Source organism: Mediterranea massiliensis (assembly GCF_900128475.1).
GTDB lineage: Bacteria > Bacteroidota > Bacteroidia > Bacteroidales > Bacteroidaceae > Bacteroides > Bacteroides massiliensis_E.
The window spans coordinates 109797-134450 of record NZ_LT635838.1 but is presented as its reverse complement, the minus strand read 5'-3'; the positions used below and the strand labels follow the sequence as shown (position 1 = coordinate 134450).

29 protein-coding genes and 1 pseudogene are annotated in these 24654 nt (G+C 54.9%); 10 read left to right on the top strand and 20 right to left on the bottom strand.

From position 1 onward, the window contains the following. The first annotated feature begins 54 nt into the window (after positions 1-54). From BQ7483_RS10630 to BQ7483_RS10625, 3 genes and pseudogenes are all read left to right on the top strand, one after another. Positions 55-1254 (top strand): ATP-binding protein, encoded by a 1200-nt coding sequence (locus BQ7483_RS10630; protein ID WP_072545873.1) that lies wholly within the window; start codon positions 55-57, stop codon positions 1252-1254. A gap of 177 nt (positions 1255-1431) precedes the next feature. Continuing rightward, positions 1432-1659, top strand: a complete 228-nt coding sequence (locus BQ7483_RS17340; protein WP_235847347.1) for a hypothetical protein — start codon at positions 1432-1434, stop codon at positions 1657-1659. After that, positions 1632-1976 (top strand): annotated as a pseudogene (locus BQ7483_RS10625) (MATE family efflux transporter); the annotation flags it as partial. The gene BQ7483_RS17340 and the pseudogene BQ7483_RS10625, both read left to right, overlap by 28 nt. On the opposite strand, the gene BQ7483_RS10620 reads toward BQ7483_RS10625, so the two are convergent. The 5 genes from BQ7483_RS10620 to BQ7483_RS10605 form a co-directional block, all read right to left on the bottom strand. Beyond that, positions 1946-2602: a DUF1847 domain-containing protein gene (locus BQ7483_RS10620; protein ID WP_072545872.1), complete on the bottom strand. Its 657-nt coding sequence runs from the start codon at positions 2600-2602 to the stop codon at positions 1946-1948. The pseudogene BQ7483_RS10625 and the gene BQ7483_RS10620 overlap by 31 nt on opposite strands. Before the next feature lie 16 nt (positions 2603-2618). Next, a complete protein-coding gene (locus tag BQ7483_RS10615; RefSeq protein WP_072545871.1) occupies positions 2619-4892 on the bottom strand; it encodes a DUF2357 domain-containing protein in 2274 nt (757 codons plus the stop codon). Between the two features lie 6 nt (positions 4893-4898). After that, a complete protein-coding gene (locus tag BQ7483_RS10610) occupies positions 4899-6068 on the bottom strand; it encodes an McrB family protein (RefSeq protein ID WP_072545870.1) in 1170 nt (389 codons plus the stop codon). A 144-nt stretch (positions 6069-6212) separates the two neighbouring features. Then, a complete protein-coding gene (locus tag BQ7483_RS17550; protein ID WP_139247635.1) occupies positions 6213-6461 on the bottom strand; it encodes a hypothetical protein in 249 nt (82 codons plus the stop codon). Between the two features lie 210 nt (positions 6462-6671). Further along, positions 6672-7187 (bottom strand): very short patch repair endonuclease, encoded by a 516-nt coding sequence (locus BQ7483_RS10605; protein ID WP_072545869.1) that lies wholly within the window; start codon positions 7185-7187, stop codon positions 6672-6674. Positions 7188-7406: 219 nt separating this feature from the next. On the opposite strand from BQ7483_RS10605, the gene BQ7483_RS10600 reads away from it, so the two are divergent. Then, on the top strand, positions 7407-8669 hold the full coding sequence (locus tag BQ7483_RS10600; RefSeq protein WP_072545868.1) for a putative DNA modification/repair radical SAM protein: 1263 nt from the start codon (positions 7407-7409) through the stop codon (positions 8667-8669). A 62-nt stretch (positions 8670-8731) separates the two neighbouring features. Beyond that, on the top strand, positions 8732-9508 hold the full coding sequence (locus BQ7483_RS10595; protein WP_022019737.1) for a TIGR03915 family putative DNA repair protein: 777 nt from the start codon (positions 8732-8734) through the stop codon (positions 9506-9508). Between the two features lie 6 nt (positions 9509-9514). Here the strand turns inward: BQ7483_RS10595 and BQ7483_RS10590 are convergent, their stop codons facing one another. Genes BQ7483_RS10590 through BQ7483_RS10580 form a run of 3 tightly spaced genes read right to left on the bottom strand, consistent with a single transcriptional unit; the run spans position 9515 to position 11688 of the window. Next, entirely contained in the window at positions 9515-10495 is a 981-nt protein-coding gene (locus tag BQ7483_RS10590; RefSeq protein ID WP_072545867.1) for a lytic transglycosylase domain-containing protein, read from the bottom strand. Between the two features lie 40 nt (positions 10496-10535). Beyond that, entirely contained in the window at positions 10536-11267 is a 732-nt protein-coding gene (locus BQ7483_RS10585; RefSeq protein ID WP_072545866.1) for an SDR family NAD(P)-dependent oxidoreductase, read from the bottom strand. 4 nt (positions 11268-11271) lie between these two features. Then, positions 11272-11688 (bottom strand): secondary thiamine-phosphate synthase enzyme YjbQ, encoded by a 417-nt coding sequence (locus tag BQ7483_RS10580; RefSeq protein ID WP_072546222.1) that lies wholly within the window; start codon positions 11686-11688, stop codon positions 11272-11274. A 161-nt stretch (positions 11689-11849) separates the two neighbouring features. Here BQ7483_RS10580 and BQ7483_RS10575 point away from each other — a divergent pair, with 161 nt between their 5' ends. Together BQ7483_RS10575 and BQ7483_RS10570 are read left to right on the top strand one after the other, a co-directional pair. Then, complete coding sequence (locus tag BQ7483_RS10575) at positions 11850-12314, top strand: MaoC family dehydratase (RefSeq protein WP_022019733.1); 465 nt, start codon at positions 11850-11852, stop codon at positions 12312-12314. Between the two features lie 16 nt (positions 12315-12330). Beyond that, positions 12331-12537, top strand: a complete 207-nt coding sequence (locus BQ7483_RS10570) for a hypothetical protein (RefSeq protein WP_072545865.1) — start codon at positions 12331-12333, stop codon at positions 12535-12537. A 4-nt stretch (positions 12538-12541) separates the two neighbouring features. On the opposite strand, the gene BQ7483_RS10565 is transcribed toward BQ7483_RS10570, so the two are convergent. Genes BQ7483_RS10565 through BQ7483_RS10545 form a run of 5 tightly spaced genes read right to left on the bottom strand, consistent with a single transcriptional unit; the run spans position 12542 to position 15430 of the window. Further along, positions 12542-12850: a nitrous oxide-stimulated promoter family protein gene (locus tag BQ7483_RS10565; protein ID WP_022019731.1), complete on the bottom strand. Its 309-nt coding sequence runs from the start codon at positions 12848-12850 to the stop codon at positions 12542-12544. A gap of 22 nt (positions 12851-12872) precedes the next feature. Beyond that, positions 12873-13766, bottom strand: a complete 894-nt coding sequence (locus tag BQ7483_RS10560) for a helix-turn-helix domain-containing protein (RefSeq protein ID WP_022019730.1) — start codon at positions 13764-13766, stop codon at positions 12873-12875. A 33-nt stretch (positions 13767-13799) separates the two neighbouring features. Continuing rightward, positions 13800-14576 (bottom strand): amidohydrolase, encoded by a 777-nt coding sequence (locus BQ7483_RS10555; RefSeq protein ID WP_022019729.1) that lies wholly within the window; start codon positions 14574-14576, stop codon positions 13800-13802. A 16-nt stretch (positions 14577-14592) separates the two neighbouring features. Further along, the gene (locus BQ7483_RS10550) at positions 14593-15147 is read right to left on the bottom strand and encodes a 1-acyl-sn-glycerol-3-phosphate acyltransferase (RefSeq protein WP_072545864.1); all 555 of its coding nucleotides are present in this window, start codon (positions 15145-15147) and stop codon (positions 14593-14595) included. A gap of 13 nt (positions 15148-15160) precedes the next feature. Then, a complete protein-coding gene (locus BQ7483_RS10545; protein WP_072545863.1) occupies positions 15161-15430 on the bottom strand; it encodes a hypothetical protein in 270 nt (89 codons plus the stop codon). A gap of 263 nt (positions 15431-15693) precedes the next feature. On the opposite strand from BQ7483_RS10545, the gene BQ7483_RS10540 reads away from it, so the two are divergent. Then, positions 15694-16566 (top strand): glycoside hydrolase family 25 protein, encoded by an 873-nt coding sequence (locus BQ7483_RS10540; RefSeq protein WP_022019726.1) that lies wholly within the window; start codon positions 15694-15696, stop codon positions 16564-16566. Here BQ7483_RS10540 and prmA read toward each other — a convergent pair. Next, the gene (gene prmA, locus BQ7483_RS10535; RefSeq protein WP_072545862.1) at positions 16555-17403 is read right to left on the bottom strand and encodes a 50S ribosomal protein L11 methyltransferase; all 849 of its coding nucleotides are present in this window, start codon (positions 17401-17403) and stop codon (positions 16555-16557) included. The genes BQ7483_RS10540 and prmA overlap by 12 nt on opposite strands. A gap of 222 nt (positions 17404-17625) precedes the next feature. On the opposite strand from prmA, the gene BQ7483_RS17735 reads away from it, so the two are divergent. Both BQ7483_RS17735 and BQ7483_RS10525 read left to right on the top strand, forming a co-directional pair. Beyond that, positions 17626-18972 (top strand): dermokine domain-containing protein, encoded by a 1347-nt coding sequence (locus tag BQ7483_RS17735; protein ID WP_072545861.1) that lies wholly within the window; start codon positions 17626-17628, stop codon positions 18970-18972. 40 nt (positions 18973-19012) lie between these two features. After that, the gene (locus tag BQ7483_RS10525; RefSeq protein ID WP_072545860.1) at positions 19013-20662 is read left to right on the top strand and encodes an OmpP1/FadL family transporter; all 1650 of its coding nucleotides are present in this window, start codon (positions 19013-19015) and stop codon (positions 20660-20662) included. Positions 20663-20770: 108 nt separating this feature from the next. Here the strand turns inward: BQ7483_RS10525 and BQ7483_RS10520 are convergent, their stop codons facing one another. The 6 genes from BQ7483_RS10520 to BQ7483_RS10495 all read right to left on the bottom strand — a co-directional run bounded on the left by BQ7483_RS10520 (position 20771) and on the right by BQ7483_RS10495 (position 24607). Further along, on the bottom strand, positions 20771-21706 hold the full coding sequence (locus BQ7483_RS10520) for an outer membrane beta-barrel protein (protein WP_072545859.1): 936 nt from the start codon (positions 21704-21706) through the stop codon (positions 20771-20773). A gap of 61 nt (positions 21707-21767) precedes the next feature. Beyond that, positions 21768-22241, bottom strand: a complete 474-nt coding sequence (locus tag BQ7483_RS10515; protein ID WP_072545858.1) for a DUF6108 family protein — start codon at positions 22239-22241, stop codon at positions 21768-21770. A 6-nt stretch (positions 22242-22247) separates the two neighbouring features. Continuing rightward, positions 22248-22712, bottom strand: coding sequence for a hypothetical protein (locus BQ7483_RS10510; protein WP_072545857.1), 465 nt, complete (start codon positions 22710-22712; stop codon positions 22248-22250). After that, entirely contained in the window at positions 22709-23227 is a 519-nt protein-coding gene (locus tag BQ7483_RS10505) for an RNA polymerase sigma factor (RefSeq protein WP_072545856.1), read from the bottom strand. The genes BQ7483_RS10510 and BQ7483_RS10505 overlap by 4 nt, the downstream gene beginning before the upstream one ends. Before the next feature lie 357 nt (positions 23228-23584). Further along, complete coding sequence (locus tag BQ7483_RS10500) at positions 23585-24142, bottom strand: NADH peroxidase (protein WP_021847577.1); 558 nt, start codon at positions 24140-24142, stop codon at positions 23585-23587. 60 nt (positions 24143-24202) lie between these two features. Continuing rightward, positions 24203-24607: a Fur family transcriptional regulator gene (locus BQ7483_RS10495; protein ID WP_022019718.1), complete on the bottom strand. Its 405-nt coding sequence runs from the start codon at positions 24605-24607 to the stop codon at positions 24203-24205. Positions 24608-24654: the final 47 nt, after the last annotated feature.

Sequence of the window (24654 nt, the reverse complement as noted above, 5' to 3'; positions counted from 1 at the left end):
TGCTTTCTTGGGTAAACAAATTCGTATCTTTGTTGCAAACTAATCGGAGAAGGTATGGATAATCTGTTTATAAAGCAAGAGAGGTTGCTGGCGCAAACCAGTACACGCATCGTAAGAGAACTGATGGGCAAGATTCATTGGGACAATCGCTTGATAGCTATCCGCGGGTCACGTGGTGTAGGAAAGACAACATTGATGTTGCAGTACATCAAGATGAACTATGCACCGGGTTGCAGGGAGGTACTTTATTGTTCGCTCGACAGCATTTACTTCAGCAATCATTCTTTACTCGATTTGATAGAGCGGTTCTATTTGCAAGGAGGGAAGAAGCTGTTTCTGGATGAAGTACACAAATACCCTGCTTGGAGTAAGGAGCTGAAGGAAGCCTATGATTTGTACCCGGCTTTGCAGATTGTGTTCAGTGGTTCCTCTTTGCTGAACATTCTGAATGCCGATGCTGACCTTTCCAGAAGATGCTTGCCTTATAATATGTATGGGCTTTCTTTTCGGGAGTTTCTGATGTTCTATAAAAATATATCATTGCCTGTTTACAGCTTGAATGAGGTGCTGGAGAATGCCGGTGTCATTTGTGCGGAAGTCAATGAAAAGTGCCGTCCTGTACAGATGTTCAACGAATATCTGCACGAAGGCTATTATCCGTTCTTTACAGGCAATCGTGACGACTATTATATTAGCATTGAGAATGTCATCAATCTCATTTTGGAGCAGGAGATGCCGCTGCTTTGTGGAGTCGATCCTGCCTATATCAGAAGGCTGAAAGCCTTGTTGGGTGTATTGGCCACGTCTGTTCCTTATGAGGTGGACATTACCAAGCTGGCTTCAACTATCGGCTTGACACGCAATTCTGTTTTGACTTACCTGCAAGGGCTTGCCCGTGCCGAACTGCTCAATCTGCTCTATGCCGATGTGTCTTCCGTCAAGAAAATGCAGAAGCCGGATAAAATCTATTTGCAAAACCCGAATCTGCTTTATGCTCTTTCTCCTGAAGCCGTACAGACAGGTACGGCCCGCGAGACGTTTGTTGTCAGCCAGTTGTGTGTGAATCATACAGTGGAATATGGGAAGCAGAAAGGCGACTTCAAGGTTGACCACACCTATACTTTTGAGGTAGGCGGTGCGGACAAAACCTTCAGGCAGATTGCTGATTTGCCCCAATCGTACATCCTGGCCGACCAGTTGGAATATGCCACGGGGCATAAACTGCCGATATGGTTGGTTGGATTGACTTATTAATCGTTTGTGTATTGAGATCCTCCACTGCGTTCAGGATGACATTGCGTTTTGATTATACTTTTCTATGTTGACACACCCTCATTGTTTTATGAATGCATTCCAAATAAATATGCTTAAATCTGTCTTTTCCACCCTTTGTATCCCTAAAACTCTTCGTCCAACCGTTGTATATCTGACGTGCGTGCCTTAATTTTGGGCGTCATTTCAAGAACCGATTTCATGGCCGACTTGTACAAGGGAAATCTGACGGAGGGCAGCATCACGGGCACGATGCTCCGCTTTGCCTTCCCGCTGATGCTGGGCAACCTGTTGCAGCAGTGCTACAACGTGGCCGATACGCTCATCGTGGGGCGTGTCCTCGGCGCCGATGCCCTGGTCTCGTCTTTGTGGGCGCCCCCTGGCTGATGTCGCTTTTCGTCTCTCCGTCCGAGGCAGAGATTATCGCCATCGGCGTGGAGTACCTGCGCATCGAAGGCAGCTTCTACGTGGGCATCGGCTACCTCTTCCTGCTCTACGGCTTCTATCGTGCCGTGGCCCTTCCCTCCATGTCGGTGGTGCTCACGGTGGTGTCGCTGGGCACGCGCGTGTTGCTGGCCTATCTGCTGGCTTCGTTGCCCCAGGTGGGCTATACGGGCATCTGGTGGTCTGTTCCCATCGGTTGGGCGCTGGCCGATGTTGTGGGCGTGTGGTACTACCGCTCCAAGCCGAATTTCTTCCGATAGTACGACTCCGCCGTGTAGAGCGCGGCGACAGGGTTGTTGCCCGTCACGCGGTCCTTGGTGACGAGGGTGGTGGCGTAGGCTTCGGAGTACTTGTAGAACAGGCTGTCGTGCCCCACGCAGAGGCCGATGACCACGTTCAGGTCCGTCCGCGCCTCGTTCAGCAGGCGCGCCTGCAGGATGGGGTTGCACATGGCCGCTCCGATGGTTTCGCACGCCTGCGGGATGCCGATGGACGATTTCGCCTTGCCCGCCACCTTGCAGATCACCGCCAGTGGTTCGAAGCCGTTGGCTTGCAGGATGCGGGCAAAGATGCGTGCTTCGCGGATGAGGCCGATGCAGTGGGCGATGCCTATCTTGTGTGCCCCTATCTTTCGGGCAAACTCCATGATTTCCTGTACGCGCGTCCATTGGCAGTAGCCTTCGTATTCCACTTCGGCGCTGGCCACCATGATGTCGTGGTTGCGTGGTTCGTCGTAGCGCTCCAGTGCCCATTGCAGGTCTTCCTCCTTCAGATGGGTGGTGGGGCAGAATTCGGGATACGTGCGGTTCTGGTACTTGCAGTTCTGTGTGCCGCAATCCACGCACGAGTGGCGGGTGGGCGATGAGGGTTGTTCGGAGGTATTCATAGGGTAGATAATGTTTTTATGATTGTTGGACGACGTAACTTAATAGTTCGCGAACTGATACAAATTCTCTGAATCCCCAACGGCGGGGAGGAAATAGTTTGGGTTGCAGTTGGATGAATCTTTTATTTCCAACCAGATAAGAAGGCTTTACCAGTTTCATGACGATGCGCACGTCATCATCGGCAATGGGTTTGTTGTCTGGATGGGGCAAGTCTTTGCGATATCGGATGGAACTGAAAGCAATCTGATAGATGTCACGGATTTGCCCGTTGATGACAGGGACAAAGTAATCGTATTTCTGAAAATTCAGTTGCGATAATTGGTTGGAAGGCGTTATCTTTCCAAAATAATATTCAATTTCCGGTTCTCTGTCAATGAACTTCTGGAAATATTCCCTTTTCCCGTTTTCAAAGATTGTAACGGCCAGAATGGTACCGCTCTTTTCCAACGTCAGGTTTGTGCCTTTCTGGGCTTTTACATCCTGTAGTATTTGTACGGTAGGTTGTTCCCAAATGAGCGAATGCAGAAAGTCTTTCAGAAGTCTTTTGCTGTTTTCGTTGTTGGGACGGAGCGGAAAAGCACCGATGTTTACTTTTTCTATGGAGCGATAGAAGTCGGCATTGGCCACCTCTTCTTCTTCGCCGTTGCCGGGAAAAAGTATGTAGCCGCCCAGAACTTCTTTTTTTATAGGAAGCCCTTCTTGCCCCGGGTCATAATAGAGTGCATCTCTATAGCGGTGCATTTGGTTGATGGCATCGTCGGGCGGGGTGTCGATTCCGTTGCCGTCCGTTTGGTCTATTCTGTATTTTGCATCAAACAGATAAGTCAGTTTGAAACCTGTTTCAATGTCCCGTCTGGTCAGCTGAAGTACAATATCCGGTTTTTGTGGAACAGTAAATGAGTAGGTATGGTCGATGGAAGTTTCATTTTTTGCCGTTTTTGTATTTCCCTTGGGATTATAGATTACTTCTGCCAGTTCGACCGGATCGCCCTCGGAAGTTGTTCTTGAGAAGACTATTTTGGACTTTTGTCCCTTGGTCAGTGAATAGGTAAAGTACTTGTTCAGATCTATGCGGCTTTGGTTGTCCACCAGAAGATTGTCTTCTCCCAGTATTGTCTTGACCAGATTCTTTACTTCTATGAAGCACCAAATTTCGTATAGTGTGGCAATGTCTTTCAATTCCAGACTTCTGATACCCTCTTCCAGATCATAACTGCATGTCAACAATAGCCAGATGCGGTAAATTTGGGAATATCCTGTTCCTTGTTTCAGCGTCAGCGACTCCTGGCTCATTCCTTTAAAGTTTCCTATAGTACGGAAAAAGGGATGGTGGACCAGTCGTTTCATTTCTTCCTCAGTCTTGCCCAGGCTTTCGATAAATCGGATATTGGAATCCATCGGATAGTTCTCCAGAATTCTGTTTTTCAATTCCGTAAATTTCTGGGAAACCGATTTGACAGCGTATTTCAGGAAACGGTTCTCAAACGTATCGGCGCTCATGTTGGGAATTTCTGTCCGATATAGTCTTTGAGGTTCCGTCCGATGTTCGGTGACTTTCATTTCCAGTTGGGGGGTAAGCCGTTTCAGTTTGTCTGCCCGGCAGTATGTTTCCGCATAAACTACTTTATGGTGCGGGCGGTCGACAACCGATTTGACGGCCTGTATGAACTCTTCGTTTATTTCCTGAAATACGTTCCACCAAATGATGTCCGGAGTTTCCCCTTGTAGTTTCTCGGTAAAGGAATGGTGTGTCCTGCGGAAGAAGTCGATGGAGAGCATCCGGTATTCTTCTTCAATGTCATGGATGATGTGCTTCAGGTCGCTGTGATAATCCAGCTTGACGGATAACACATCATAACTGAAAACGAAGGTCTGTTGACGGTTTTCCTGGGTTTTGTAGGTAATTTTCAGGTCGGTACGACCGATGTCGTTACCGTAATTGATGTGTCCGTACAGCACTTGGGCGTCTTCGTTGAAACAGAATCCGTCGCTGATGCTGCTCAATGTGGTGTCGATATATGCCTGGGAAACTGGTGTCTTGAACCATATCCAATATTGGTAATCGGTATTTTCAAAGAATATCGAGGGGACGTAGGTCCCTTTTTCAATTGTATTCCCTTTGCAGGTCAATATAGTGTTGTCATCATTCCAGGTATAGTATGATTTCAGGGCATCAGAATCGGGAGCTACCCGCATGCAGGCAGCTGCTTTCCTGAAAATCCTGTCATACGAGTTGCAGGAAACCAACAATTCGAAATCCTTATGTTCCAGTTTCAGCAAGGCTTCCATTGTTCGTCAGCTCCAGAAGGTACAGTAATACGTGTTGTCCAGCTTTCGTTTCATCTCTTTCAGTTTCTGTAAGGAGAGGGATTCTTCTTCCACGTTGCCATACATGGATTTTTCTTCTTCCCAATCGAAATTCTTATAGATGTCGCTGAATAGTTGCTTGATTTGTGAGAAAAGGTCGTCCAGGATACATCCGTTCTTTTCCCAGTTCATCAACTTGTTCTTGTCTCCTTCAATACGGCTCAGTATTTTCATGCTGGTCACTTCATCCAGTGCCTGTATCAGTTTGTAGCAGTCATCGTTTTCGGTGTATCTCATGTTCGCCAGTACGTACAGAATGGCTTCGTTGCGTGTACGGTAGGCAATCTTGAACGGAGTCCCTTTCAGAGTTTCGTTGATTTGGTTCAGATACTTGATGACGATGTCACACGTTTGTCGGTTCCTTTCATACACGTCCATTGCTTCTACGGCATGGGGCAGAATGTCGGATGCGCTGATGTCAGGAAGCTGGTTGTCTGCCTGCGTCAGTCCGCTTTCCAGGTTGGCTTCGTTCATTTCGATGGTCATGGCGCGGTCCAGTACCTTCCGGGAGAAGCTGAAGGTCGTTTCGTCCATGTTGACTGTTCCCATCACAATCAGGTTGGAGGGAAGTCCGATTCCATCCATTCGGAATGTTTCACGGAGTTGGGCTTCCCTGCCTTTATCCTTTTCTATGATTTCTCCGTTTATTTTCCATACTTCTCCAAACAGGTCATTCAGTATGGAGTCGCATACCCAAGCATTGTCCTTTTTCTTTCCGAAGCTGTTTAGTGGTGGCAGTAGTGGATCAGACACGATTTTACCGTTTCTTAATTTACGAGTTTCGAGTACGCTCAGGTATTCGGCAAAGTATTGCTCGACAGGTGCCAGATTCATTTCGTCCAGACATAGGAAGAAAGGAACTTCCTCAAAATACCAGGCTTTGGCCAGGAAGCGCAGGAAGTCGGTTGTCCTGTACTCTGGTTCTCCTGAAATACGGGTCTCATATCCTATCAGTTCTGTAGAATCATGCCAATTGGGCCGTACCTGTATAATCTCGTAGTTGTATGGTTTTTGGACCTTGTCAGGGGACTCTCCGCCTGTAGCATACGCCAGTTGGCGCACTATACGCGATTTGCCTGTGCCGGAAATACCAGCCAAAAGAACAAACGGTTTGGATTGAATGGCGGTTATGTAACGGCGGAATGAATAAGCTTCATTATTTATAACAAGTTCAGTATAATCTTGATTAACAGCCTCATTGGAATTAAGAACCATTTTGGCCATTACGCTCAGAGTCGAGGTCTAGCCATACTCAAATTTATCAATATCAGTTTTTCCACATAAATCATTTCTTGCATCATTTGCGGAAGCATTTGGATGTTGTTTGAAATATTCCACGTACTCTGTAAGAAGACTTCTGGATATGGTACGTAATCCTTTTGCTCCTTTACTTTGTGATTCAACGATATAGCATAATCTGTCTTTATCTACAATCTTGACCTGTCCATTGGTGGAAGTATCTCCTATCTTTAGCTGGTAATATTCTTTCATGGCCGAATCTTTTATTATGGTTTTATCTGATTGGGTTAGATATAGTTAATACAATATGAATGTACTGAATCTTAGCCGCAAAGATATTATTTTTTCATAGATTAATCTTAAATTTGGATATGGTATTTCCTTCAGTAATAAAAATAATCATATTTGTCATCAGGACCTTTTCCGTATTAAAATGCTCAGTTAGGTGTGAAGGTTTGATGTTCAGTATTCGCTTTTCTCTTCCGCCGCCATCGACATGCCGTCACCTTCTTCCTGCTCTCCATAAGGTTTCGCCTTGGAGACGGAACAGTTCTGAAGGAAAATATGGTTTAGCGTAAGGGCAAGCCCCTGCAAGGTCTGTTCGCGGTTCTTGGGCTTGAGCTGGCACTCCCACACCTGGATGACGTGCCAACCCATGCGGCGGAGCTGGAGGCGTTCGGCAAGGTCGCGCTCGCGGTTGCGCTCAATCTTGGCTTGCCAGAAGTCGGTGCGGGTCTTGGGAAGGACAAAGTAACGGCAGCCTTCATGGCCGTGCCAAAAGCAGCCGTTTACGAAGATGACGGTGCGGTACTTGCGGAGCACGATGTCGGGCGTGCCTGGCAGGCGGCGGACGTTGATGCGGAAGCGGAACCCCCGGGCAAACAGGTACTTGCGCACCAGGACCTCGGGCTTGGTGTTGCGGCTGCGGATGCTGGACATGCACTTGTGCCGCTGTTCGGGTGTCAGCTTGTCTGCCATGCGGTGATAGGGTTTTCAACGGATGCAAACTTACGGAAAAATCTCCATCTTTCAGCCCTGTCCGATGAAAAATGAGGTGTCCGAAGAGAACCTGTATCTCCTGCCTGCCGTCTGTGCATTTCCTCCAGACAGGTTGCCCGCAAAAAAATCCTCCTCCCCCCGACCCGAAACCACCCGATTCTCATTACCTTTGTCCCCACAACCCTATCTCCGCGAACGATGAACGAAAATGTGCTCCATAAACTGAAGGTGTTGGCCGAGTCGGCCAAGTACGACGTGTCGTGCTCGTCGAGCGGCACCGTGCGGCGGGGCAAGGCGGGCATGGTGGGCAACACGGTGGGAGGCGTGGGCATCTGCCACAGCTTTGCCGAAGACGGGCGGTGCATCTCCCTGCTCAAGGTGATGCTCACCAACTATTGCATCTACGACTGTGCCTACTGCATCAACCGCCGCAGCAACGACATACCGCGCGCCACGCTGTCGGTGACCGAGCTGGTGGAGCTCACCATGGAGTTCTACCGCCGCAACTACATCGAGGGGCTCTTCCTGAGCAGCGGCGTGGTACGCAACCCCGACTACACCATGGAGCGGCTGGTGCGCGTGGCCAAGGACCTGCGGACGGTGCACCGCTTCAACGGATACATCCACCTGAAGAGCATCCCAGGCGCCTCCCAGGAGCTGGTACACGAGGCGGGGCTCTATGCCGACCGCCTGAGCGTGAACATCGAGATACCCAAGGAGGAGAACCTGAAGCTGCTGGCGCCCGAGAAGGACCACCGCAGCGTGTACGCCCCCATGCGCTACATCCGCCAGGGGGTGCTGGAGAACCGCGAGGAGCGGAAGAAGTTCCGCCACGCGCCGCGCTTCGTGCCCGCAGGGCAGAGCACGCAGATGATTGTGGGCGCCACAACGGAGACGGACAAGGACATCCTGCGCCTGTCGTCGGCCCTCTACAGCCAACCCACCATGCGCCACGTCTACTACTCGGGTTACGTGCCCGTCAATGCCTACGACCCGCGCCTGCCCGCCCTGAAGCAGCCGCCGCTGGTGCGCGAGAACCGCCTCTACCAGGCCGACTGGCTGATGCGCTTCTACCAGTTCCAGGTGGACGAGATTGTGGACGATGCCTATCCCGACCTCGACCTCGAGGTAGACCCCAAGCTGGCATGGGCCTTGCGCCACCCCGAGCAGTTTCCTGTCGACGTCAACAAGGCCGACTACGAGATGCTGCTCCGCGTGCCGGGCATCGGGGTGAAGTCTGCCCGCCTCATCGTGGCTTCGCGCCGCTTCGGGCGGCTGGGTTACTACCAGCTGAAGAAGATGGGGGCGGTGATGAAGAAGGCGCAATACTTCATCACCTGCAGCGAACTGCCCATGCTGACGGTGAACGAGCTGACGCCACAGGGCGTGCGCCGCCTGCTGGTGAAGCGCAAGGCGAAGGGCGGCGACGACGGACAGCTGACGCTGGATTTCGGCGGGTGAGGCCGGCGGACAAGAAGGACGGAAGTCCTGTTCATTGAATAGACTTACAGAAACACGCAGATATGCAGACGATATTTCAGTTTGACAATACCTTCGACGGCTTGCTGACGGCCGTCTTCGAGGCATATTCGCGGCGCACCTTCCCCGACGTCCTGTCGGTGGAGGGGGAGCCGCTTCCGCTTTTCCACGGCGAGGTGTTCACGGTAGTGACCGATACGGCGAAGGCCGAAAGGGTGTGGAAAGGGGTGCAGAAGAAGCTCTCGGCGGGTGCCTTGCGCTGCCTGACCCGCTCTTGGCTGGCCGAGGAGGCGGGGACGCCCATGGTGCTCTTCCGCTACATTCGCAAGGTGGTCGACGCGCCCCGCTCCATCGAGACGAACTTTGCCGACCCCGACGTGCTGGCGTTTGCGCGCATGTGGAAGCGGGTGGAGACGGAGAAGTGGCACCTCATCCAGTTCATCCGCTTCCAGAAGGCGGCCGACGGCACCTACTTTGCCGCCGTGGAGCCCGAGAAGGATGCCCTGCCGCTGGTGGTCGACCACTTCCGCGACCGCCTGGGCGACCAGCGCTGGGTGGTGTACGACGTGGGGCGCAGCTATGGCTTCTACTTCGACGGGCAGGAGGTGAGGCACGTCACCTTTGCCGACGACAGCCCTGTAGTCCGTCTGGTGGACGGACGCCTGGACGAGGAGCTGATGGACAAGGACGAACGCCTCTTCCAGCAGCTGTGGAAGACGTACTTCAAGGCCATCTGCATCAAGGAGCGGTGGAACCCGCGCAAGCACCGTCAGGACATGCCCGTGCGCTACTGGAAGTACTTGACGGAGAAGCAGGAGTGAGGCGCCTTAGTCGATGACCCAGCGGCGGTTGTGGGCGACGGTCTTCTTGGGGTTGTAGTGCATGCCCGCACGGGTGGGTATTTTCAGCACGTAGGTGCGCCCGCTCTTGTTCATCAGCGAGGTGTCGCGCAGCCAGGGGTTGAAGTCCTTGAGCTGGGCATAGGTGATGCCCTTGCTTTGGGCGAACTGCGCCAGGTTGTCGATGCCCTTGGTGACGGTCACCGTGGTGCAGGCGATGGGTGGGTAGAGCTGTTCGCGCTTGAGCATGAAGCCGTAGCGTTGCGGGTCGGTGAAGACGGCCTTGGCGGCCAGCAGGCGGAACATGTAGCGCGAGGTTTCCTCGACGAGCCACAGGTCGGCGGCTTGGTCGACCATCTGTCGCTGGAGCTGCTGGGTGATGCGTCCCTGGCCGGCGTTGTAGGCGGCGGCCACGCAGAGCCAGTTGCCATATTTCTCATAGGATTCCTTCAGATACTTGCAGGCGGCGCGGGTGGCTTTCTCTATGTTGTAGCGCTCGTCGATGTTCTGGTTCACCTCCAATCCGTATTGGCGCCCCGTGCCTTGCATGAACTGCCACATGCCGGCGGCTCCGGCGGGCGACTTGGCCAGGTGGTTCAATCCGCTCTCGATGACGGCCAGGTACTTGAAGTCGTCGGGCACGCCGCATTCCTTCAGGATAGGCTCGATGATGGGGAAGTAGCGGTTGGCACGCTTCAGCGAGAGCAGGGTGGTGGAGTGCATGTAGGTGAACGACATCAGCTCGCGATCCATGCGCTCGCGGTGGTCGTAGCGGTCCATGTGGATGGTTTGTCCGGCAAAGCTCACCTGGTCGGGGACGGAGGGCGAGGCGGTGAAGTGGGACACGTCGCTGCGCACGGAGTTCACTTCGGGGTCGAAGCGGTCGTTGCCCAGCAGGAAGGGCAGGGAGATGCCGATGCACAGCGTGGCCGTGGAGGCCAGTATGGGGCGGAGGAAATTCTTTTTCATATCAGTCATTTTATGTTTTACGTTTGTTTTTCGGATGGATTTATCGGTTTCTGACGGGCATGCGCTTCCACAGCCAGCGAGGGATGAGCCGCCAGAAGAAGACAAGCACGCGGTAGCGTCCGTCGATGACGGCCACCGTCTGCCGTCGGTCAATGGCCCTTACGATGCGCGCCGCCACTTTCGGGGCTTGCATCAGCATGGGGTAGCGTCCGCCTTTCAGCAGGTCGGTGGCCACGAAGCCGGGGCGGATGTCGGTGAAGCGGATGGGGTAGTGCTGCATGCGTGCCAGCTGCTCCAGCGCTTCGATGTAGGTGTTTTGGAAGCGTTTGGTGGCCGAGTAGGCAGGGGCGGAACCCAATCCCTTGGTGCCGGCGATGGAGCTGATGACGGCGATGTGTCCCCCTCCGTGCGCCTTGAAGTAGTGGAAGGCGGCGGTCGTCAGGCGGATGAAGCCGCCGACGTTGGTGGCCGCCGTGGCCAGTTCGATGGCGGGTTGCAGCTCCAGGTTCTGCGAGCCGATGCCCGAGCTCAGCAGGAACAGGTCCATGCCGCCCAGCCGCGCGATGAGTTCGTCCAGCCGTTGGGGGGCGTCGTCGTGGGTTACGTCCAGCGGTTGCACTTCCACCTGGCCGGCGGGGTAACTGGCTTGGAAGCGCAGCAAGGCTTCTTCGCGACGGCCGGCAATGCCCAGCTTCCAGCCGCGGGCGGCCCAGATGCGCGCCACTTCCAGGCCCATGCCCGACGTGGCTCCGATGATGACGGCTCTTCTCATAAGGCTATTCTCCGATGACAGTGGCTACAATCTTTCGTCGTTCCCTCCCGTTGCGGAACTCGCAGAGGTAGATGCCCTGCCAGATGCCCATGTTCAGGCGGTGGTTCGTGACGGGGATGGTGAGGCCGGTGCCCGTCAGGGTGCACTTGGCGTGGGCGGGCATGTCGTCGTCGCCCTCGCAGGTGTGCCGGTAGTAGGGTTCGCGTTCCTTCACCAGCCGGTTGAAGATGGCTTCCAGGTCGGCTTGTACGTCGGGGTCGGCATTCTCGTTGATGCTGAGGGCGGCGGAGGTATGCTTGATGAACAGGTGGAGCAGCCCCACGGCGGGAAGCGGGGGGAGCTGCGCCACAATTTCGTCGGTTACGAGGTGGAATCCCCGTCCGTGCGACGGCAGGGAAAATTCTATCTGTCGGATGCTCATGTCTTGCAGAGGGATTTTTTGGTACAATATAGGGGCAAATATAGACAATTCTTGCGTAAACGGCTGCATAAGCCGGGTGAAATTCTTGGCGGATTGTGGGGAAAGTGCGATATTTGTCCACTCAAAAACAAATACTATCGAACAATATAAGAGTGACATCTATGGAAAAAGTGATTATTAATTCGTATGAAGAATTTGAAAAGCTGGTAGGCCAGCAGATTGGTATTTCAGAGTATGTGCAGATTCCGCAGGAGCGTATCAACCTCTTTGCCGACGCTACGCTGGATCATCAGTGGATACATGTGGACACGGAGCGCGCCAAGAAGGAGAGCCCCTTCAAGAGCACCATCGTGCACGGCTACCTCACCCTGTCCATGCTGCCCTACCTGTGGAGCCAGATCATCGAGGTGAACAACCTGAAGATGATGATCAACTACGGCATCGAGAAGATGAAGTTCGGACAGGCCGTACTGTCGGGTCAGAGCATCCGTCTGGTGGCTACCCTGCAGTCGCTGGCCAACCTGCGCGGCGTGGCCAAAGCCGAAATCAAGTTTGCCATCGAAATCGAGGGCGAGAAGAAGAAGGCGCTCGAGGGTGTGGCCGTCTTCCTCTATTATTTCAACTGACAGCGGGCGTATGGGGATGAAAAAGATGCTTTGTCCGCAGTGCAAGGTCGGTATCTTCTGCGTGAAGGACGCGCAGGGGAACCGCCTGCCCGTCTATGTATCAGGCGAAGGGGAGATTGTGCCCAAGGACGCGGCGGCGTCGTTGGAGGGCTATGACCTGAGCGAGGTCTGGTGCCTGGGTTGTTCGTGGCACGGAAGCCCCAAGCGGCTGGTGAAGTATTGACGCCTTATCTTTTCACATATTCGCGCCACAGGTGCTGCAGGGCGGCCATCGGGTGGTAGAGCAGCATGCGCGGCCCTGCGTAGCGCATGACGAGGCGCATTCGCTCCTTCATCTCGGGCTTGTAGCAATGGACGGGACAGAGGCGGCAGGTGGGTTTGCCTTCGCCGAAGCGGCAGTGCGACAGGCGTGCGTGGGCATACTCCAGCAGTTCGCGGCATTGGGGACACAGCTCCCTGTTGCCTTCCTTCCGGCGGCAATACAGGCGGATCATCTGTCCGACGGTTTCCTTTTCCTGCTCCAGGCGTTTCGACATAGGGCGGGTTTTATCGTTTCAGTCAGGCCAGTGTCCTGCGGTATTCGCAGGGCGTGTGTCCCACGTGTTTCTTGAAGATGCGGTTGAAGTGCTGCGAGTACTGGAAGCCCAGTTCGTAGGCTATCTGGCTCACAGTCTTGTCCGTGCCGGCTATCATTTCCTTGGAGAGGTCGATGATTTTGTCTTGGATGTATTCCTGCGGCGAACGGCCGGTTTCCTTCTTGATGAGGTCGCCGAAGTAGTTGGGCGAGAGGCACACCTTGTCGGCGAAGTAGCGGACGGTGGGCAACCCTTTTTCCTGAGCCTGGTGGCTGGTGAAATAGTCGTCCAGCAGGTCTTCGAATCGGTTGAGCACGTTTTTGTTGACGGCCGAGCGGGTGGTGAACTGGCGTTCGTAGAAGCGCATGCAGTAATCCAGCAGCAGCTCGATGTTGCGCACGATGAGCCGTCGGCTGTGGCGGTCGGCCGGGCGCTCCACCTCCATGCGTATCTTGTCCAGGCAGTCGGTGAAGAGCCCTTTTTCGGCTTCAGACAGGTGGAGGGCTTCGTTGGAGTTGTACGAGAAGAAGGAGTAGTGCCTGATTTCACGTCCGAGGGCAGTGCCGCGGATGAGGTCGGGGTGGAAGAGCAATCCCCGTGCCTGCGGGCGTTCGTCCATCTGTACCTCGACCACCTGGCCGGGGGCGAAGCTGGTCACCGTGCCTTCCTGGTAGTCGTAGGTCTGCCGTCCGTAGCGGATGTCGCCGCAACGTGTCTGTTTCAGGAACAGGGCGTAGACGCCATAGTTCATGGTGACGTGGGTGGGGAAACGGGTGGCTTCTTTCAGGTCTACGACGCTGACCAGCGGGTGCAGGCTTTTCAAGCCGAAGAGTTGGTTATACTGCTCTACTGTATCCAATTTGATAATTTCTTCCATGGGTGTGTCTGTAAATCGCTACAAATTTACACATTATTTCTGTAACACGAAGGGGTCGGCATCGGCTGCCACAGGGAATTTCTTGCGGAAGTGTTGCAGGGAGGCCTGGTCGAGGTCGACGGTGGCGGTCCCCTCGTGACCGTCGGGCAGGGAGGCAAGACGCTCCCCTTTGGGCGAATAGACCACACTGCCTCCGTCGTAGAGCAGGTCGTTGCCGTCGATGCCGGTGCGGTTCACGCCGCACACGTAGCATTGGTTCTCCAAGGCACGGGCGCGGAGCAGTACGTCCCACACCTGTCGGCGGGAGGCCGGCCAGCTGGCCACGTAGACGGCCAGGTCGTAGCCGTTGTCCACGTTGCGGCTCCACACGGGGAAGCGCAGGTCGTAGCACACCTGCGGCAGGATGCGGAAGTCGCGGTAGGAGATGACGGGGCGTTCGCCGCCGGGAGCGAAGTATTGGTCTTCGTGCCCCATGCGGAAGAGGTGCCGCTTGTCGTAGTAGGCGGCCTTTCCGTCGGGCGTGAAGAAGAAGAAACGGTTGCGGCAGGTGCCGTCGTCGTGGCGGGCGATGAAGCTGCCGGCCAGAGCGGTGCAGTATTTGGACGCCCATTGCTGGAGGAGGCTGACCGTAGGCCCCGTGAGAGGTTCGGCCAGGCGGTCGGCATTCATGCTGAAGCCGGTCGTGAAGGTTTCGGGCACGACGACCAGGTCCGTCCGCCCCTTCAGCTCTTCGAGGCGGAGGCGGAGGCGTCGCAGGTTCTCCTGCTTGTCCTCCCAGGCAATGTCGGTCTGTATGAGGCTGATGCGCATGTTTTCAGTGTCTTTTTCAAATCTCTCCGACGGAGAAGTATTCGGGGTGGCGGCCGGTGAACTGCATGAAATAGCGCTTTATATCGCGCATGTCCTTCTCGATGTCGCCCGAGGGCATGATGGCCTTCGTGCAGGTGATGGTCTTCGACGGATAGTCTATCCCGAAGAGCATGATGGGTACCTGCGCCTGCAGGGCGATGTAGTAGAAGCCTTTCTTCCATTCGGGGTTGGCCTTGCGGGTGCCTTCGGGCGTGATGGCCAGATTGAACCGGCTGCACGAGGCGAAGCGGCGGGCCATCTGGTCGACCAGCGAATTCTTCTTGCCGCGGTTCACAGGGATGCCTCCCATAGCCTTGAACACCAGGTTGAGCGGGAAGAAGAACCACTCCTTCTTCATCATGAAACTGGCATTGCGTCCCAGCGAGCCATAGAAGAGCTTGCCGATGAGCAGGTCCCAGTTGGAGGTGTGGGGAGCGGCACAGATGACACACTTCTCGTGGAAGGGCACCGTGACGACCGTCTTCCAGCCCAGCAGGCGGTGGTAGATAAAACGGCAGAGCTGCTGTTTCATTCCTCCGTCGCGGTTACTTCAGCTGGCGCATGCGGTCCACAATCTCGTTCACCTGTGCGTTGAAGTCCGCACGGAACTTCTTGTAGAAGCCCTTCACGTTGCCCGGTTCGGTGTGGCTGATGCGGCTCAGGAATTCGTCCTGCATCTTCAGGACATCGGCCATCAGGTTGTCGGCTTTCTGCGGGTCGGTACCGGGAACATATAGTTTGTTGACCAGACATTCGGTGAAGAGCTCACCTGCGATATAGTTCACGCTTTTCTTCAATGCTTTTCTACTTGCCATAATCTTGAGTTTTAAGTTAGATTTTCGGGATAAAGATAGTGTTTTTATTTATGATAGGACCAGGGGCGGGTGTTTTTTTCATTTTCTTTGTGGAAAAAGCATTGTTTTTTCATGAGGAAAAGGCTGCTTTGTCGCGGACAAAGCATTGCTTTCCTGCCGGCCGTGCGATGGGGTAAAAAAGAGTGGGGGCATTCAAAATAAGACAATCAGTAAGCGGATATTTCGGAAAACTGCTAACTTTGCAGGCAATTTAGATTGAGTGTATGACTGAAGCATCCTCCAAGAAGAAAAACGACGGCAAAACCAAGAAACCCGTGCGCCGCCGCACGGCTGCTCCGCGAGGCAAGGCTGCCAGGCGGCAGGCGGTAGAGCGCACCATGCCCGTGTGGGTGCGCAACGTGCTGGCCGTCTGTGTGGTACTGGTCTTTTCGGCTGGCTTCTACTGGTTCTTCATCCGCCCCTATGCCTACCGCTGGAAGCCCTGCTACGGGCTGAAGGGCTACGGCGTGTGCATGCCCTGCGACTTCGAGGTGCACGGCGTGGACATGTCCCACTATCAGGGGCGCATCGACTGGTCGCGCCTGGCCGAGCATCGGGCAGGGGAGTTTCCCATCCGCTTCATCTTCCTGAAGGCTACCGAGGGCGGCGACCATCAGGACGACACCTTCCTGCAGAATTTCGATTCGGCCCGCGCCTACCGCTTCATCCGCGGGGCCTACCACTACTTCCTGCCGCGCACCGACGCGCTGAAGCAGGCGGATTTCTTCATCCGCACCGTGCCGCTCACGGCGGGCGACCTGCCTCCCGTGCTCGACGTGGAGACGACGGGCAAGAAGGACAAGGCCGAGCTGCAGGCCTGCGTCAAGACGTGGCTCGACCGCGTGGAAGCCCACTATGGCGTGAAGCCCATCCTCTACACCTCTTATAAGTTCAAGATGCGCTATCTGGACAGCCCCGTCTTCGACGCCTATCCCTACTGGATAGCCCACTATTACGTGGACTCCGTGCGCTACCAGGGGTCGTGGCACTTCTGGCAGCATACGGATGTGGGTACCGTGCCGGGCATCGAGAAGAAGGTGGACCTGAACGTGTTCAACGGCACGCAGGCCCAGCTCGACTCACTTTTACTTAAATAATTCAAACTTCACCGCTGCCCAGCGGTTCTTCTCCCTGTGTTCGATGAACGTCAGGCCCAGGCTTTCGGCTTCGGCGCGGATGGCGGCGATGTCGTCGGTATAGAAGCCGCTCATCAGCAGGGTGGCGCCGGGGTTCATGCGGGCCACGTAGTGCTTCATGTCGGCCAGCAGAATGTTGCGGTTGATGTTGGCTATCACCACGTCGAAGGGTCCCTTGTCGGCCAGCGACGAGGCGTCGCCCTGGTAGACGTCGATGCCGTCCAGGTGGTTCAGGGCAATGTTCTCCAGCGAGTTGCGTACGCACCAGTCGTCGATGTCCACCGCCGTACAGCGGGCGGCGCCGCGCATGCGTGCCAGGATGGCCAGGATGGACGTACCGCAACCCATGTCGAGCACCGACTTGCCTTGCAGGTCGCTGTCCAGCAGTTCGCCGATGATGAGGCTCGTCGTCTCGTGGTGTCCCGTGCCGAAGGCCATCTGCGGGTTGATGACGATGTCGTATTGTGCCTGAGGTACGTCGTGGTGGAAGGTGCTGTGGATGACACAGCGGTTGCCTATCACGATGGGTTGGAAAAAGTTCTTCTCCCACTCCTCGTTCCAGTCCTTGTCCTCGGCTTCGGTGTAGCTGAAGTCGATAGTGGTGTCGGCCAGGGGAAAGTCGGACACGGCCTGGCGTACCGCTTCCTCGTCGTACAGGTCCTTCTGGATGTAGGCGGCAATGCCGTCGGGCTGCTCGACGAAGCTCTCGAAACCCACTTCGCCCAAGACGGCGCAGAGCACGTCGTTGGCCGTATCCGTGCAGGGCTGGGTGTGGAAGGTGAATTCTAAATATTTCATTGTTTTAATGGGGTTTTGTTAAAATGCGGGGGCGCAGTGGCATCCCGTCGCACAATTTGTTATATCTTTGAATGAAGTTGGCAAAAGCCTTCGTTTGCAAAGATAGACTGATTTAGGGAAATCCCTATAAAGGGAGGGGGAAAATCTTTGGGAAATCCGGTGCTTTGGCCTTATTTTTGTCATACGAAATCAAGTGTTTGTAAACTATAAACTGACAGATATATGAAGAAGATTGTTTTTTTATCACTTTTAGCCCTGTGTCTCCCGTGGACACTCGCGGCACAGAGTGTGGTGGACGACCTCTATTATGTACCCTCGAAGAAGAAGGCCGAAGAGAAGACCGAAAAGACCGAGGAGCAGGCCGTCCGGAAAGCTCCCGAGAACGTGATTGTGGTAGAGACGCAGAAGCCTGTGGTTTGTACCAACTCGGGTACGACAACCACCGTCGTGGTGAAGGACAAGAAGGGCAACGTGCGCGACGTGGACGAATACAACCGCCGCTACGACGCGAAGGAGTATAACTTCTCGCAGAACGAAGATACCCTCTACATTGAAGAAAAAGCCGTGCCCGACCCCGACGGTGAGTGGGTGAACGGATTCGACGGCTCGCAGGACGACTATGAGTACGCCATGCGCATTGTCCGTTTCCGCAATCCGCGCTATGCCATCAGTATCAGCAGCCCGCTCTATTGGGATGTGGTCTACGGTCTGAACTCGTGGGACTGGAACGTCTATACCGACGGCCTGTATGCCTATGCTTTCCCGACATTCACCAACCGCCTGTGGTGGGACTGGCGCTATAACTCCTACGGCTGGGGTTTGGGTTGGCCCTACTACGGCTGGAACTGGGGCTGGGGCGGCTGGTATGATGGCTGGTACGGCGGTTGGTATGCCGGCTGGGGCGGCTGGTACGGCGGATGGGGCTGGGGTTGGCCCTATTACCACTATCCGCACTACTATCCGGGCTGGCATCATCCGGGACCCGGCCACTGGGCTTCGCGCGACACGTACACCACGCGCCGCTCGTCTGGCCGGAGTGTCTACCGTAACGGAACGGTGGTCAGCAACCAGGGTTCGGTACGTTCGACGAATGGCCGTGTGAGCGGCACCACTTCCTACCGCTCGGGCAACCAGAACGGGACAACGACCGTCCGCAGGGTGGTAGGCTCACGCTCCACCACGACACGCAACGATGCTTCGGCCGGCACACCGTCCACGTATTCGCGTCGCAATACAGGGGCCTATACCCGTCCGAGCAGCACGCGTGTAGGATCGTCGTCCGAGGCCGGACGTACTGGCGGCACTTCCACCTATACACGCGGCAGCGGTCTCCGTTCGTCGGGTGCCACCTATAGCCGCGGCAGTTCCAACTCGGTGCGCACGCGTTCCTATTCGCCGATGAACAATAACAATAACAACGAGAGCAGACGTTCGAACTTCAATTCGTCCACGCGCAGCAGCTCGTCGTCGCGCAGCAGCTTCGGCTCGGGCAGCAGTTCGCGTAGCTTTGGCGGTGGCGGTGCTGTCCGTTCGGGTGGCGGAGGCGGTTCGTCCAGAAGCAGAAGATAACATGTGTGTTTAAGAATGTTTGTTTTAAGATTATTGGAGTATGAAAAATAGAAAAATGTTTCTGGCTGTCATGGGCTTGTGCCTGACACTGGCCCCTGTGACGGCGCAGACGGTCTATGACGCCGCCAAGATAGCAGACAAGGACCTGAACGGTACGGCCCGCTTCGTCGGGATGGGCGGCGCGATGAGTGCGCTGGGCGGCGACATTTCGACCATCGGCACCAATCCCGCCGGCATCGGCATCTACCGCAGCCACGATGTGATGACTTCCTTCAGCCTGTCGTCCTTCGGCACGGATGCCAACTATGCGGGCAATGCAACGAGCACCAGCAAGATGAAGGGTTCTTATGACAACCTGGGCTTTGTGCTCTCTACCAAGATAGGCAACAAGACCACCTTGCGTTACGTGAACTTCGGCTTCAATTACCACAAGTCGAACTCCTTCTATGGCAACATGGAGATGGGAGGACAGCTGGAATACGGACTGTCGCAGACTTACTACATGGCCCAGCAGGCGGAAGCAGCCGGAATAAAAGATTGGGGCAGCAGCCCTTATACCGATGCCAATATCGGCTGGCTCTCGGTACTGGGATATGACGGCTGGATGATTACGGACGTTACCACCCAACCGACGGACACTCCCTATCTGGACAAGGACGGAAACCAGCTCAGCGACGTGAACGGCAATCTGCTGTATCGCACGCCGGGTACGTTCTACGGCCTGTATGACGGCGGCAACGCCACCTATCGGTCGCAGCAGCGGGGCGGCATCGAGCAGTATGACTTCAACGTGTCGTTCAACATCAAGGACCGCGTGTATCTGGGAGTGACGTTGGGAGCCTATTCGGTGGACTACAGCAAGTATACCGTGTATGGCGAGAGCTATACCAACAATGAATACTATTCGCTGACGAGCGACAACCAGATTGTGGGAGCCGGTTTCGACGTGAAGCTGGGAGCTATCATCCGTCCCTTCGAGTATTCGCCGTTGCGTGTCGGCCTGGCCATCCATACGCCTACCTTCTACAGCCTGGACTACAAGACGCGGGCCTATGTGGAGTCATCGCTCTATGATGCCGTGACGGGCCGGAACGAACCGGCCAGCGTGGCGACGGAGAACATCGTGAATGGCGACATGATCCGTGAGTTCAGACTTCAGACGCCTTGGCTCTACAACGTCAGCTTGGGCTATACGGTAGGTAGCAGCCTGGCTTTGGGAGCCGAATACGAGTATCAGGACTATTCATCGATGAAGTTCCGCGATCCGCAGGGCTTCTCCGATTCGTTTGAACTTGAGAACAGCACGACGGCCATGCTGAAAGGAGTACACACCTTCCGTGCGGGCTTGGAGTACAAGGTGATTCCCCAGTTTGCCATCCGTGCAGGCTACAACTACCGTTCGGCCCTGTTCAACAAGGATGCGTTCAAGGATTTGCCTTACAATTCCATCCAGACGGATACCGACTTCTCCAATACCCAGGCGTTGAACAATTATACCGTGGGCATCGGCTATCGCGGCTCGATGTTCTATGCCGACCTGGCCTATAAGTTCACCAGCTGCAAGTCAGAGTTCTATCCGTTTGTGAACATGAACCAGTCGGGCAATACGCTGGAAATAGCTTCACCTGAAGTGACAAAGGTGACCGACCGCCGCAGCCAGGTGCTGCTGACGCTGGGTGTGCGCTTCTGAGGCACTTGCCCTTATCCATAAATTCAGGCACGGACGGACATGGAAACCATACGGAATAATCCATGTTCATTCGTGCCTGAACTGTATTCGGACGGGTCGGTGGGGAGCTTACCAATACCAGGCGATGCCGAAGGAGTAGGGCATCATTTCGGGGCCCTTGCCGCCCTGGAACAGAGTGTTCATGGAGTAGCGGAGGTAAACGCCGAGGTTGCCGTAACCGGCCTGGAGCAGCAGGTTGGCGCCGATGGGACGCACGTACATGCCTTTGCCCACGGTCTGCTTCTTGCCGCCGTCCACGTGGCTGAATGACTTCACGCCATGGCGTATCTCAAATTCGGGACCGAAGTTGAAGAACACGAGACTCTTGTTCCACCGCTGCTGCCACTCGAGCTGTACGGGGATGCGGAAGAAGAAGTGGCGCAGGCGGCTGTCGCTGTAGTAGGGAGTGGTGTCGTCGTTACCTTCGGGCAGCATCGCCTGTCCGCTCTGGAAGACGGTGGCGCCGTCCTGCTTCAGCAGGGCATAGTCGCCGTCGATGCTGAACGAACGGTAACCCCAGCTGAGGCCGATGTTGAGGCCCCAGTGCGGATTCTTCTTGAAGTTGTGGGAGGCGGCAAGGAGGTTGAAACCGAATTCCCACGACTCAGACAGGTCGAGGTGTGCCTTGGGACTGGAGCCGAATCCCATGAAGTTGTCGGCCAGGCGGGAGAAGCCCAAGAATACTCCTGAAACATGTGCTTCATATTCGTTGTATTTCTTCTTTTGCGGGATGAAGGGCAGGACATCGAGGAATGTCCGCTTGTCGGCATCCACTTTCTCCAGGTAGACCCCTTCGAAGATTTCCACTTCTTTCTGCTCGTCGTCTTCTGTCTGCTGTTCGTAGAGCCTGATGCGCATGTCTCCCTTTCCTCTGAGGATGATGATGGAGTCGCCCTGCGTTTCGACGACGGCTCTTTCGCGTTTGGGCTCGGTGGTTTGTTGGGCTTGTGTGCAGACGGTGGCCAGTATCAGGCAGCCGGCTGTGAGGATTGTCTTTGTTTTCATGTCTATATAACGGTTAGTGGTTAGCGGTTAGTGGTAAGTGATAAATTCTTCATTCTTTATTTTATTGCTTGTACAGCATTTCCATCAGTTCGTCTTCGTCCAGCGGACCTTCGATGTAGACCAGGGTGGCCTTGTCTTCCTTTCCCACTTTGTAGAGGATGTAGCGGTTCACTCTTTTGCCCTTCCGGGCGGCACGGCTCAGGCGGTAGTAGGCACTGCGCAGCTCGCCGCTTTCGTTCACTTCCTGTGTCTTCTGCACCTGATGGGCGTCGACGGCCTGCTTGAGGCATTGTACGATTTCCTGCTTGTAGGGAGTCACTTGCCCGAAGACCAGGCTCTTGTAGGCCGTCATGCGGTAGGAGCGCAGGATGCTTCCGTTCAGTTCCACGTAGGTCACGTTCTTTTCGTCCTTGTATTTCTCGAACAAGGTGGCTATCTGCAGGCCCTCCTGGGCGTATGCGGTGAGACCGAAGCAGAGGGTCAGCAGCAAGATGCCGGCGAGGCGGCGGTATGCGATGTTTTCTCTTGTCTTCATGATGCTTTAGGGTAATAATAGGTTCGGTAGCGTGATGGTTTCTTTCAGTTCTTCGTCGGTGAAGCCCACGTTCTGCAGGGCTTCCAGGGCCTTGGCTTGTACCAGTTGCGGGTCGTCGCAGTAGCGTCCGTCGATGATGGCGTAGCTGGTGCGGGCGGGTGTGACGTGGGGCAGCAGTCCGGCGATGCCGATGCACAGCAGCAGGGCGGCGGCAATGCCTGTGGTCAGGTAGTACAGGCGGTGCAGACGGGTGGGTTTGCGGACGCCTGCCGGATGCGTGGCCGGGGCGGCCTCCTCTTTCTGTGCTGCCCGGAAGGCTTCGGCTTCGCGGTCGATGCAGGCAAAGAGCGGGCGGTACACCTCCAGGTGTCCGGGCACCTGGTCCGAGGCGAAGAAGCGGCGCAGCTCGCGTTCTTCCTCGCAGGTAGTCTGTCCGTCGAAATATTTTTCAAGCAGTTCTTCCGTCTTCATGACTGTTTCCTCCTTTTACGTTCTTGTATGGTTTGCAGGTAGATGTCCCTCACTTTCTTTCGTGCCCTCGACAGGTTGCTGCGTATGGCCTCGGCGCTGCATCCGGTTATCTGGGCTATCTCTTCGCTCTCGTATTCCTCCACGTCCTTCATCCGCATGATGGTGCGTTGGAGCGGGGGCAGCGAGTCGATGATGGCCCGTATCAGCCTTACTTCGTCCTTCAGCTCGAGCAGGTGGTCGGGCGTTCCGCCTCCGGCTTCGGTCTGCAGCCGGTCGAGGGGGCTGTTGTCCCTGCTGCGCCGCCACAGGTCCATGCAGACGTTGTGCGTCAGGGTCATGGCGAATGCCTCGATGCTGCGGTACTGGTCCAGCTCCGTGCGGTTGTTCCACAGCTTGAGCAGTACCTCCTGTACGGCATCTTCGGCATCCTCCGGGCTCTCGGTCAGCTTGCGTGCATAGTTCAGCAGCTTGGGCCGGAGCGGCAGGACTGATATTTTGAATTCGTTGAGTTCCATTTACACCTATAGGACGTTCGGGAAGGCCAAACGTGACATCAAAGGTGCAAAAAAAATGGGAGAAAAGGCAAGAAAAATGCGGAGGCCCGGAAAGACCGTTCCGGAAGACTTTCTGAAACAGAACTTTACGGGATTGTGACACGGTGCTTCGTGAGGTTGCGACACGGTGCTTCGTGAGGGTCTGACGAAGTGCTTCATGAGGGTGTGACGAAGTGCTTCGTGAGGAGGTGACGAAGCACTGCATGGGAGGGTGACAAAGTGCTTTGTGGGAAAGGGGGGAAACGACGGGACAAAAAAAGAGAGAGGATGCGTCTTCCGACCATGCATCCTCTCTCCGTCCAGGGAATATTCAGAATCTTATTTCTTGAAGTAGCGGTTGTACAGACCTTCGAAACCTTTGCCGTGACGGGCTTCGTCCTTGGCCATTTCGTGAACTGTATCGTGGATGGCATCCAGGTTCAGAGCCTTGGCACGGGTAGCGATGCGCTTCTTGTCTTCGCAAGCACCGCTTTCGGCGTTCATACGCTTCTCCAGGTTGGTCTTGGTGTCCCAAACGCAGTCGCCCAGCAGTTCGGCAAACTTGGCAGCGTGCTCAGCCTCTTCCCAAGCATAACGCTTGAAGGCCTCGGCTACTTCGGGATAACCTTCGCGGTCGGCCTGACGGCTCATGGCGAGGTACATACCTACTTCGGTGCATTCGCCCATGAAGTGGTTGTTCAGGTCTTTGATCATTTCGTCGTCGCAACCTTTGGCTACGCCGATAACGTGCTCGTCGGCAAAAGTCAGCGGACCGCCTGCTACGGCTTCTTCCACTTCAACGAACTTGCTGGCAGGAGCCTTGCACAAAGGACACTTCTCGGGAGCGGCATCGCCTTCGTAAACGTAACCGCATACTGTACATCTAAACTTTTTCATTTTTACTCAGTTTTTTGGTTTGAATTAATTAGTCTTTATTCTTTTGTCTCAATAACAATCTCATTGCCTGCAATGTTTGCAGATGCCCTTATAATAAAGGTGAATTTCCTGTATCTCGTGCCCTTCCGCGTCCGGGTTTTCTCCCGTGGGAAAGTCGGAGGGGCAGGGCATGTCGTATACTTTGTTGCACGCCTTGCAGAAGAAGTGTGCGTGCGGACGGGTGTCACCGTCGTAGCAGGTGTTCCGGCCGTCTATGGTCAGGGTCTGGATGGCGGCATGTTCGTCCAGCAGCTTCAGCGTGTTGTACACCGTCGTTTTCGACAAGGTGGGTATCCCCGGAGCAAGTGCCGTATAGATCTCGTCTACGGTAGGATGCGTATAGTGCTCCATCAGGTACTGCATGATGGCTATCCGCTGTACCGAAGGTTTGATGTTGTGACTCTGTAAACGCTCTATGACATCCATATTTGCTCTAATCCAAAGTTGCAATCATTACATTTTTAATTCTGATG

What these genes read in the sequence shown, in the direction of transcription:
- BQ7483_RS17550 (WP_139247635.1), bottom strand. Translation starts at nt 6,461, where the DNA reads ATGAAAGAATATTACCAGCTAAAGATAGGAGATACTTCCACCAATGGA.
- BQ7483_RS10500 (WP_021847577.1), bottom strand. Translation starts at nt 24,142, where the DNA reads ATGAAAAAGTTTAGATGTACAGTATGCGGTTACGTTTACGAAGGCGAT.
- prmA (WP_072545862.1), bottom strand. Translation starts at nt 17,403, where the DNA reads ATGAAATATTTAGAATTCACCTTCCACACCCAGCCCTGCACGGATACG.
- BQ7483_RS10540 (WP_022019726.1), top strand. Translation starts at nt 15,694, where the DNA reads ATGACTGAAGCATCCTCCAAGAAGAAAAACGACGGCAAAACCAAGAAA.
- BQ7483_RS10570 (WP_072545865.1), top strand. Translation starts at nt 12,331, where the DNA reads ATGAAAAAGATGCTTTGTCCGCAGTGCAAGGTCGGTATCTTCTGCGTG.
- BQ7483_RS10590 (WP_072545867.1), bottom strand. Translation starts at nt 10,495, where the DNA reads ATGAAAAAGAATTTCCTCCGCCCCATACTGGCCTCCACGGCCACGCTG.
- BQ7483_RS10575 (WP_022019733.1), top strand. Translation starts at nt 11,850, where the DNA reads ATGGAAAAAGTGATTATTAATTCGTATGAAGAATTTGAAAAGCTGGTA.
- BQ7483_RS10520 (WP_072545859.1), bottom strand. Translation starts at nt 21,706, where the DNA reads ATGAAAACAAAGACAATCCTCACAGCCGGCTGCCTGATACTGGCCACC.
- BQ7483_RS10580 (WP_072546222.1), bottom strand. Translation starts at nt 11,688, where the DNA reads ATGAGCATCCGACAGATAGAATTTTCCCTGCCGTCGCACGGACGGGGA.
- BQ7483_RS10525 (WP_072545860.1), top strand. Translation starts at nt 19,013, where the DNA reads ATGAAAAATAGAAAAATGTTTCTGGCTGTCATGGGCTTGTGCCTGACA.
- BQ7483_RS10550 (WP_072545864.1), bottom strand. Translation starts at nt 15,147, where the DNA reads ATGAAACAGCAGCTCTGCCGTTTTATCTACCACCGCCTGCTGGGCTGG.
- BQ7483_RS10600 (WP_072545868.1), top strand. Translation starts at nt 7,407, where the DNA reads ATGAACGAAAATGTGCTCCATAAACTGAAGGTGTTGGCCGAGTCGGCC.
- BQ7483_RS10565 (WP_022019731.1), bottom strand. Translation starts at nt 12,850, where the DNA reads ATGTCGAAACGCCTGGAGCAGGAAAAGGAAACCGTCGGACAGATGATC.
- BQ7483_RS10545 (WP_072545863.1), bottom strand. Translation starts at nt 15,430, where the DNA reads ATGGCAAGTAGAAAAGCATTGAAGAAAAGCGTGAACTATATCGCAGGT.
- BQ7483_RS10560 (WP_022019730.1), bottom strand. Translation starts at nt 13,766, where the DNA reads ATGGAAGAAATTATCAAATTGGATACAGTAGAGCAGTATAACCAACTC.
- BQ7483_RS10495 (WP_022019718.1), bottom strand. Translation starts at nt 24,607, where the DNA reads ATGGATGTCATAGAGCGTTTACAGAGTCACAACATCAAACCTTCGGTA.
- BQ7483_RS10620 (WP_072545872.1), bottom strand. Translation starts at nt 2,602, where the DNA reads ATGAATACCTCCGAACAACCCTCATCGCCCACCCGCCACTCGTGCGTG.
- BQ7483_RS10505 (WP_072545856.1), bottom strand. Translation starts at nt 23,227, where the DNA reads ATGGAACTCAACGAATTCAAAATATCAGTCCTGCCGCTCCGGCCCAAG.
- BQ7483_RS17735 (WP_072545861.1), top strand. Translation starts at nt 17,626, where the DNA reads ATGAAGAAGATTGTTTTTTTATCACTTTTAGCCCTGTGTCTCCCGTGG.
- BQ7483_RS10630 (WP_072545873.1), top strand. Translation starts at nt 55, where the DNA reads ATGGATAATCTGTTTATAAAGCAAGAGAGGTTGCTGGCGCAAACCAGT.
- BQ7483_RS10510 (WP_072545857.1), bottom strand. Translation starts at nt 22,712, where the DNA reads ATGAAGACGGAAGAACTGCTTGAAAAATATTTCGACGGACAGACTACC.
- BQ7483_RS10615 (WP_072545871.1), bottom strand. Translation starts at nt 4,892, where the DNA reads ATGGAAGCCTTGCTGAAACTGGAACATAAGGATTTCGAATTGTTGGTT.
- BQ7483_RS10595 (WP_022019737.1), top strand. Translation starts at nt 8,732, where the DNA reads ATGCAGACGATATTTCAGTTTGACAATACCTTCGACGGCTTGCTGACG.
- BQ7483_RS10555 (WP_022019729.1), bottom strand. Translation starts at nt 14,576, where the DNA reads ATGCGCATCAGCCTCATACAGACCGACATTGCCTGGGAGGACAAGCAG.
- BQ7483_RS10605 (WP_072545869.1), bottom strand. Translation starts at nt 7,187, where the DNA reads ATGGCAGACAAGCTGACACCCGAACAGCGGCACAAGTGCATGTCCAGC.
- BQ7483_RS10585 (WP_072545866.1), bottom strand. Translation starts at nt 11,267, where the DNA reads ATGAGAAGAGCCGTCATCATCGGAGCCACGTCGGGCATGGGCCTGGAA.
- BQ7483_RS10515 (WP_072545858.1), bottom strand. Translation starts at nt 22,241, where the DNA reads ATGAAGACAAGAGAAAACATCGCATACCGCCGCCTCGCCGGCATCTTG.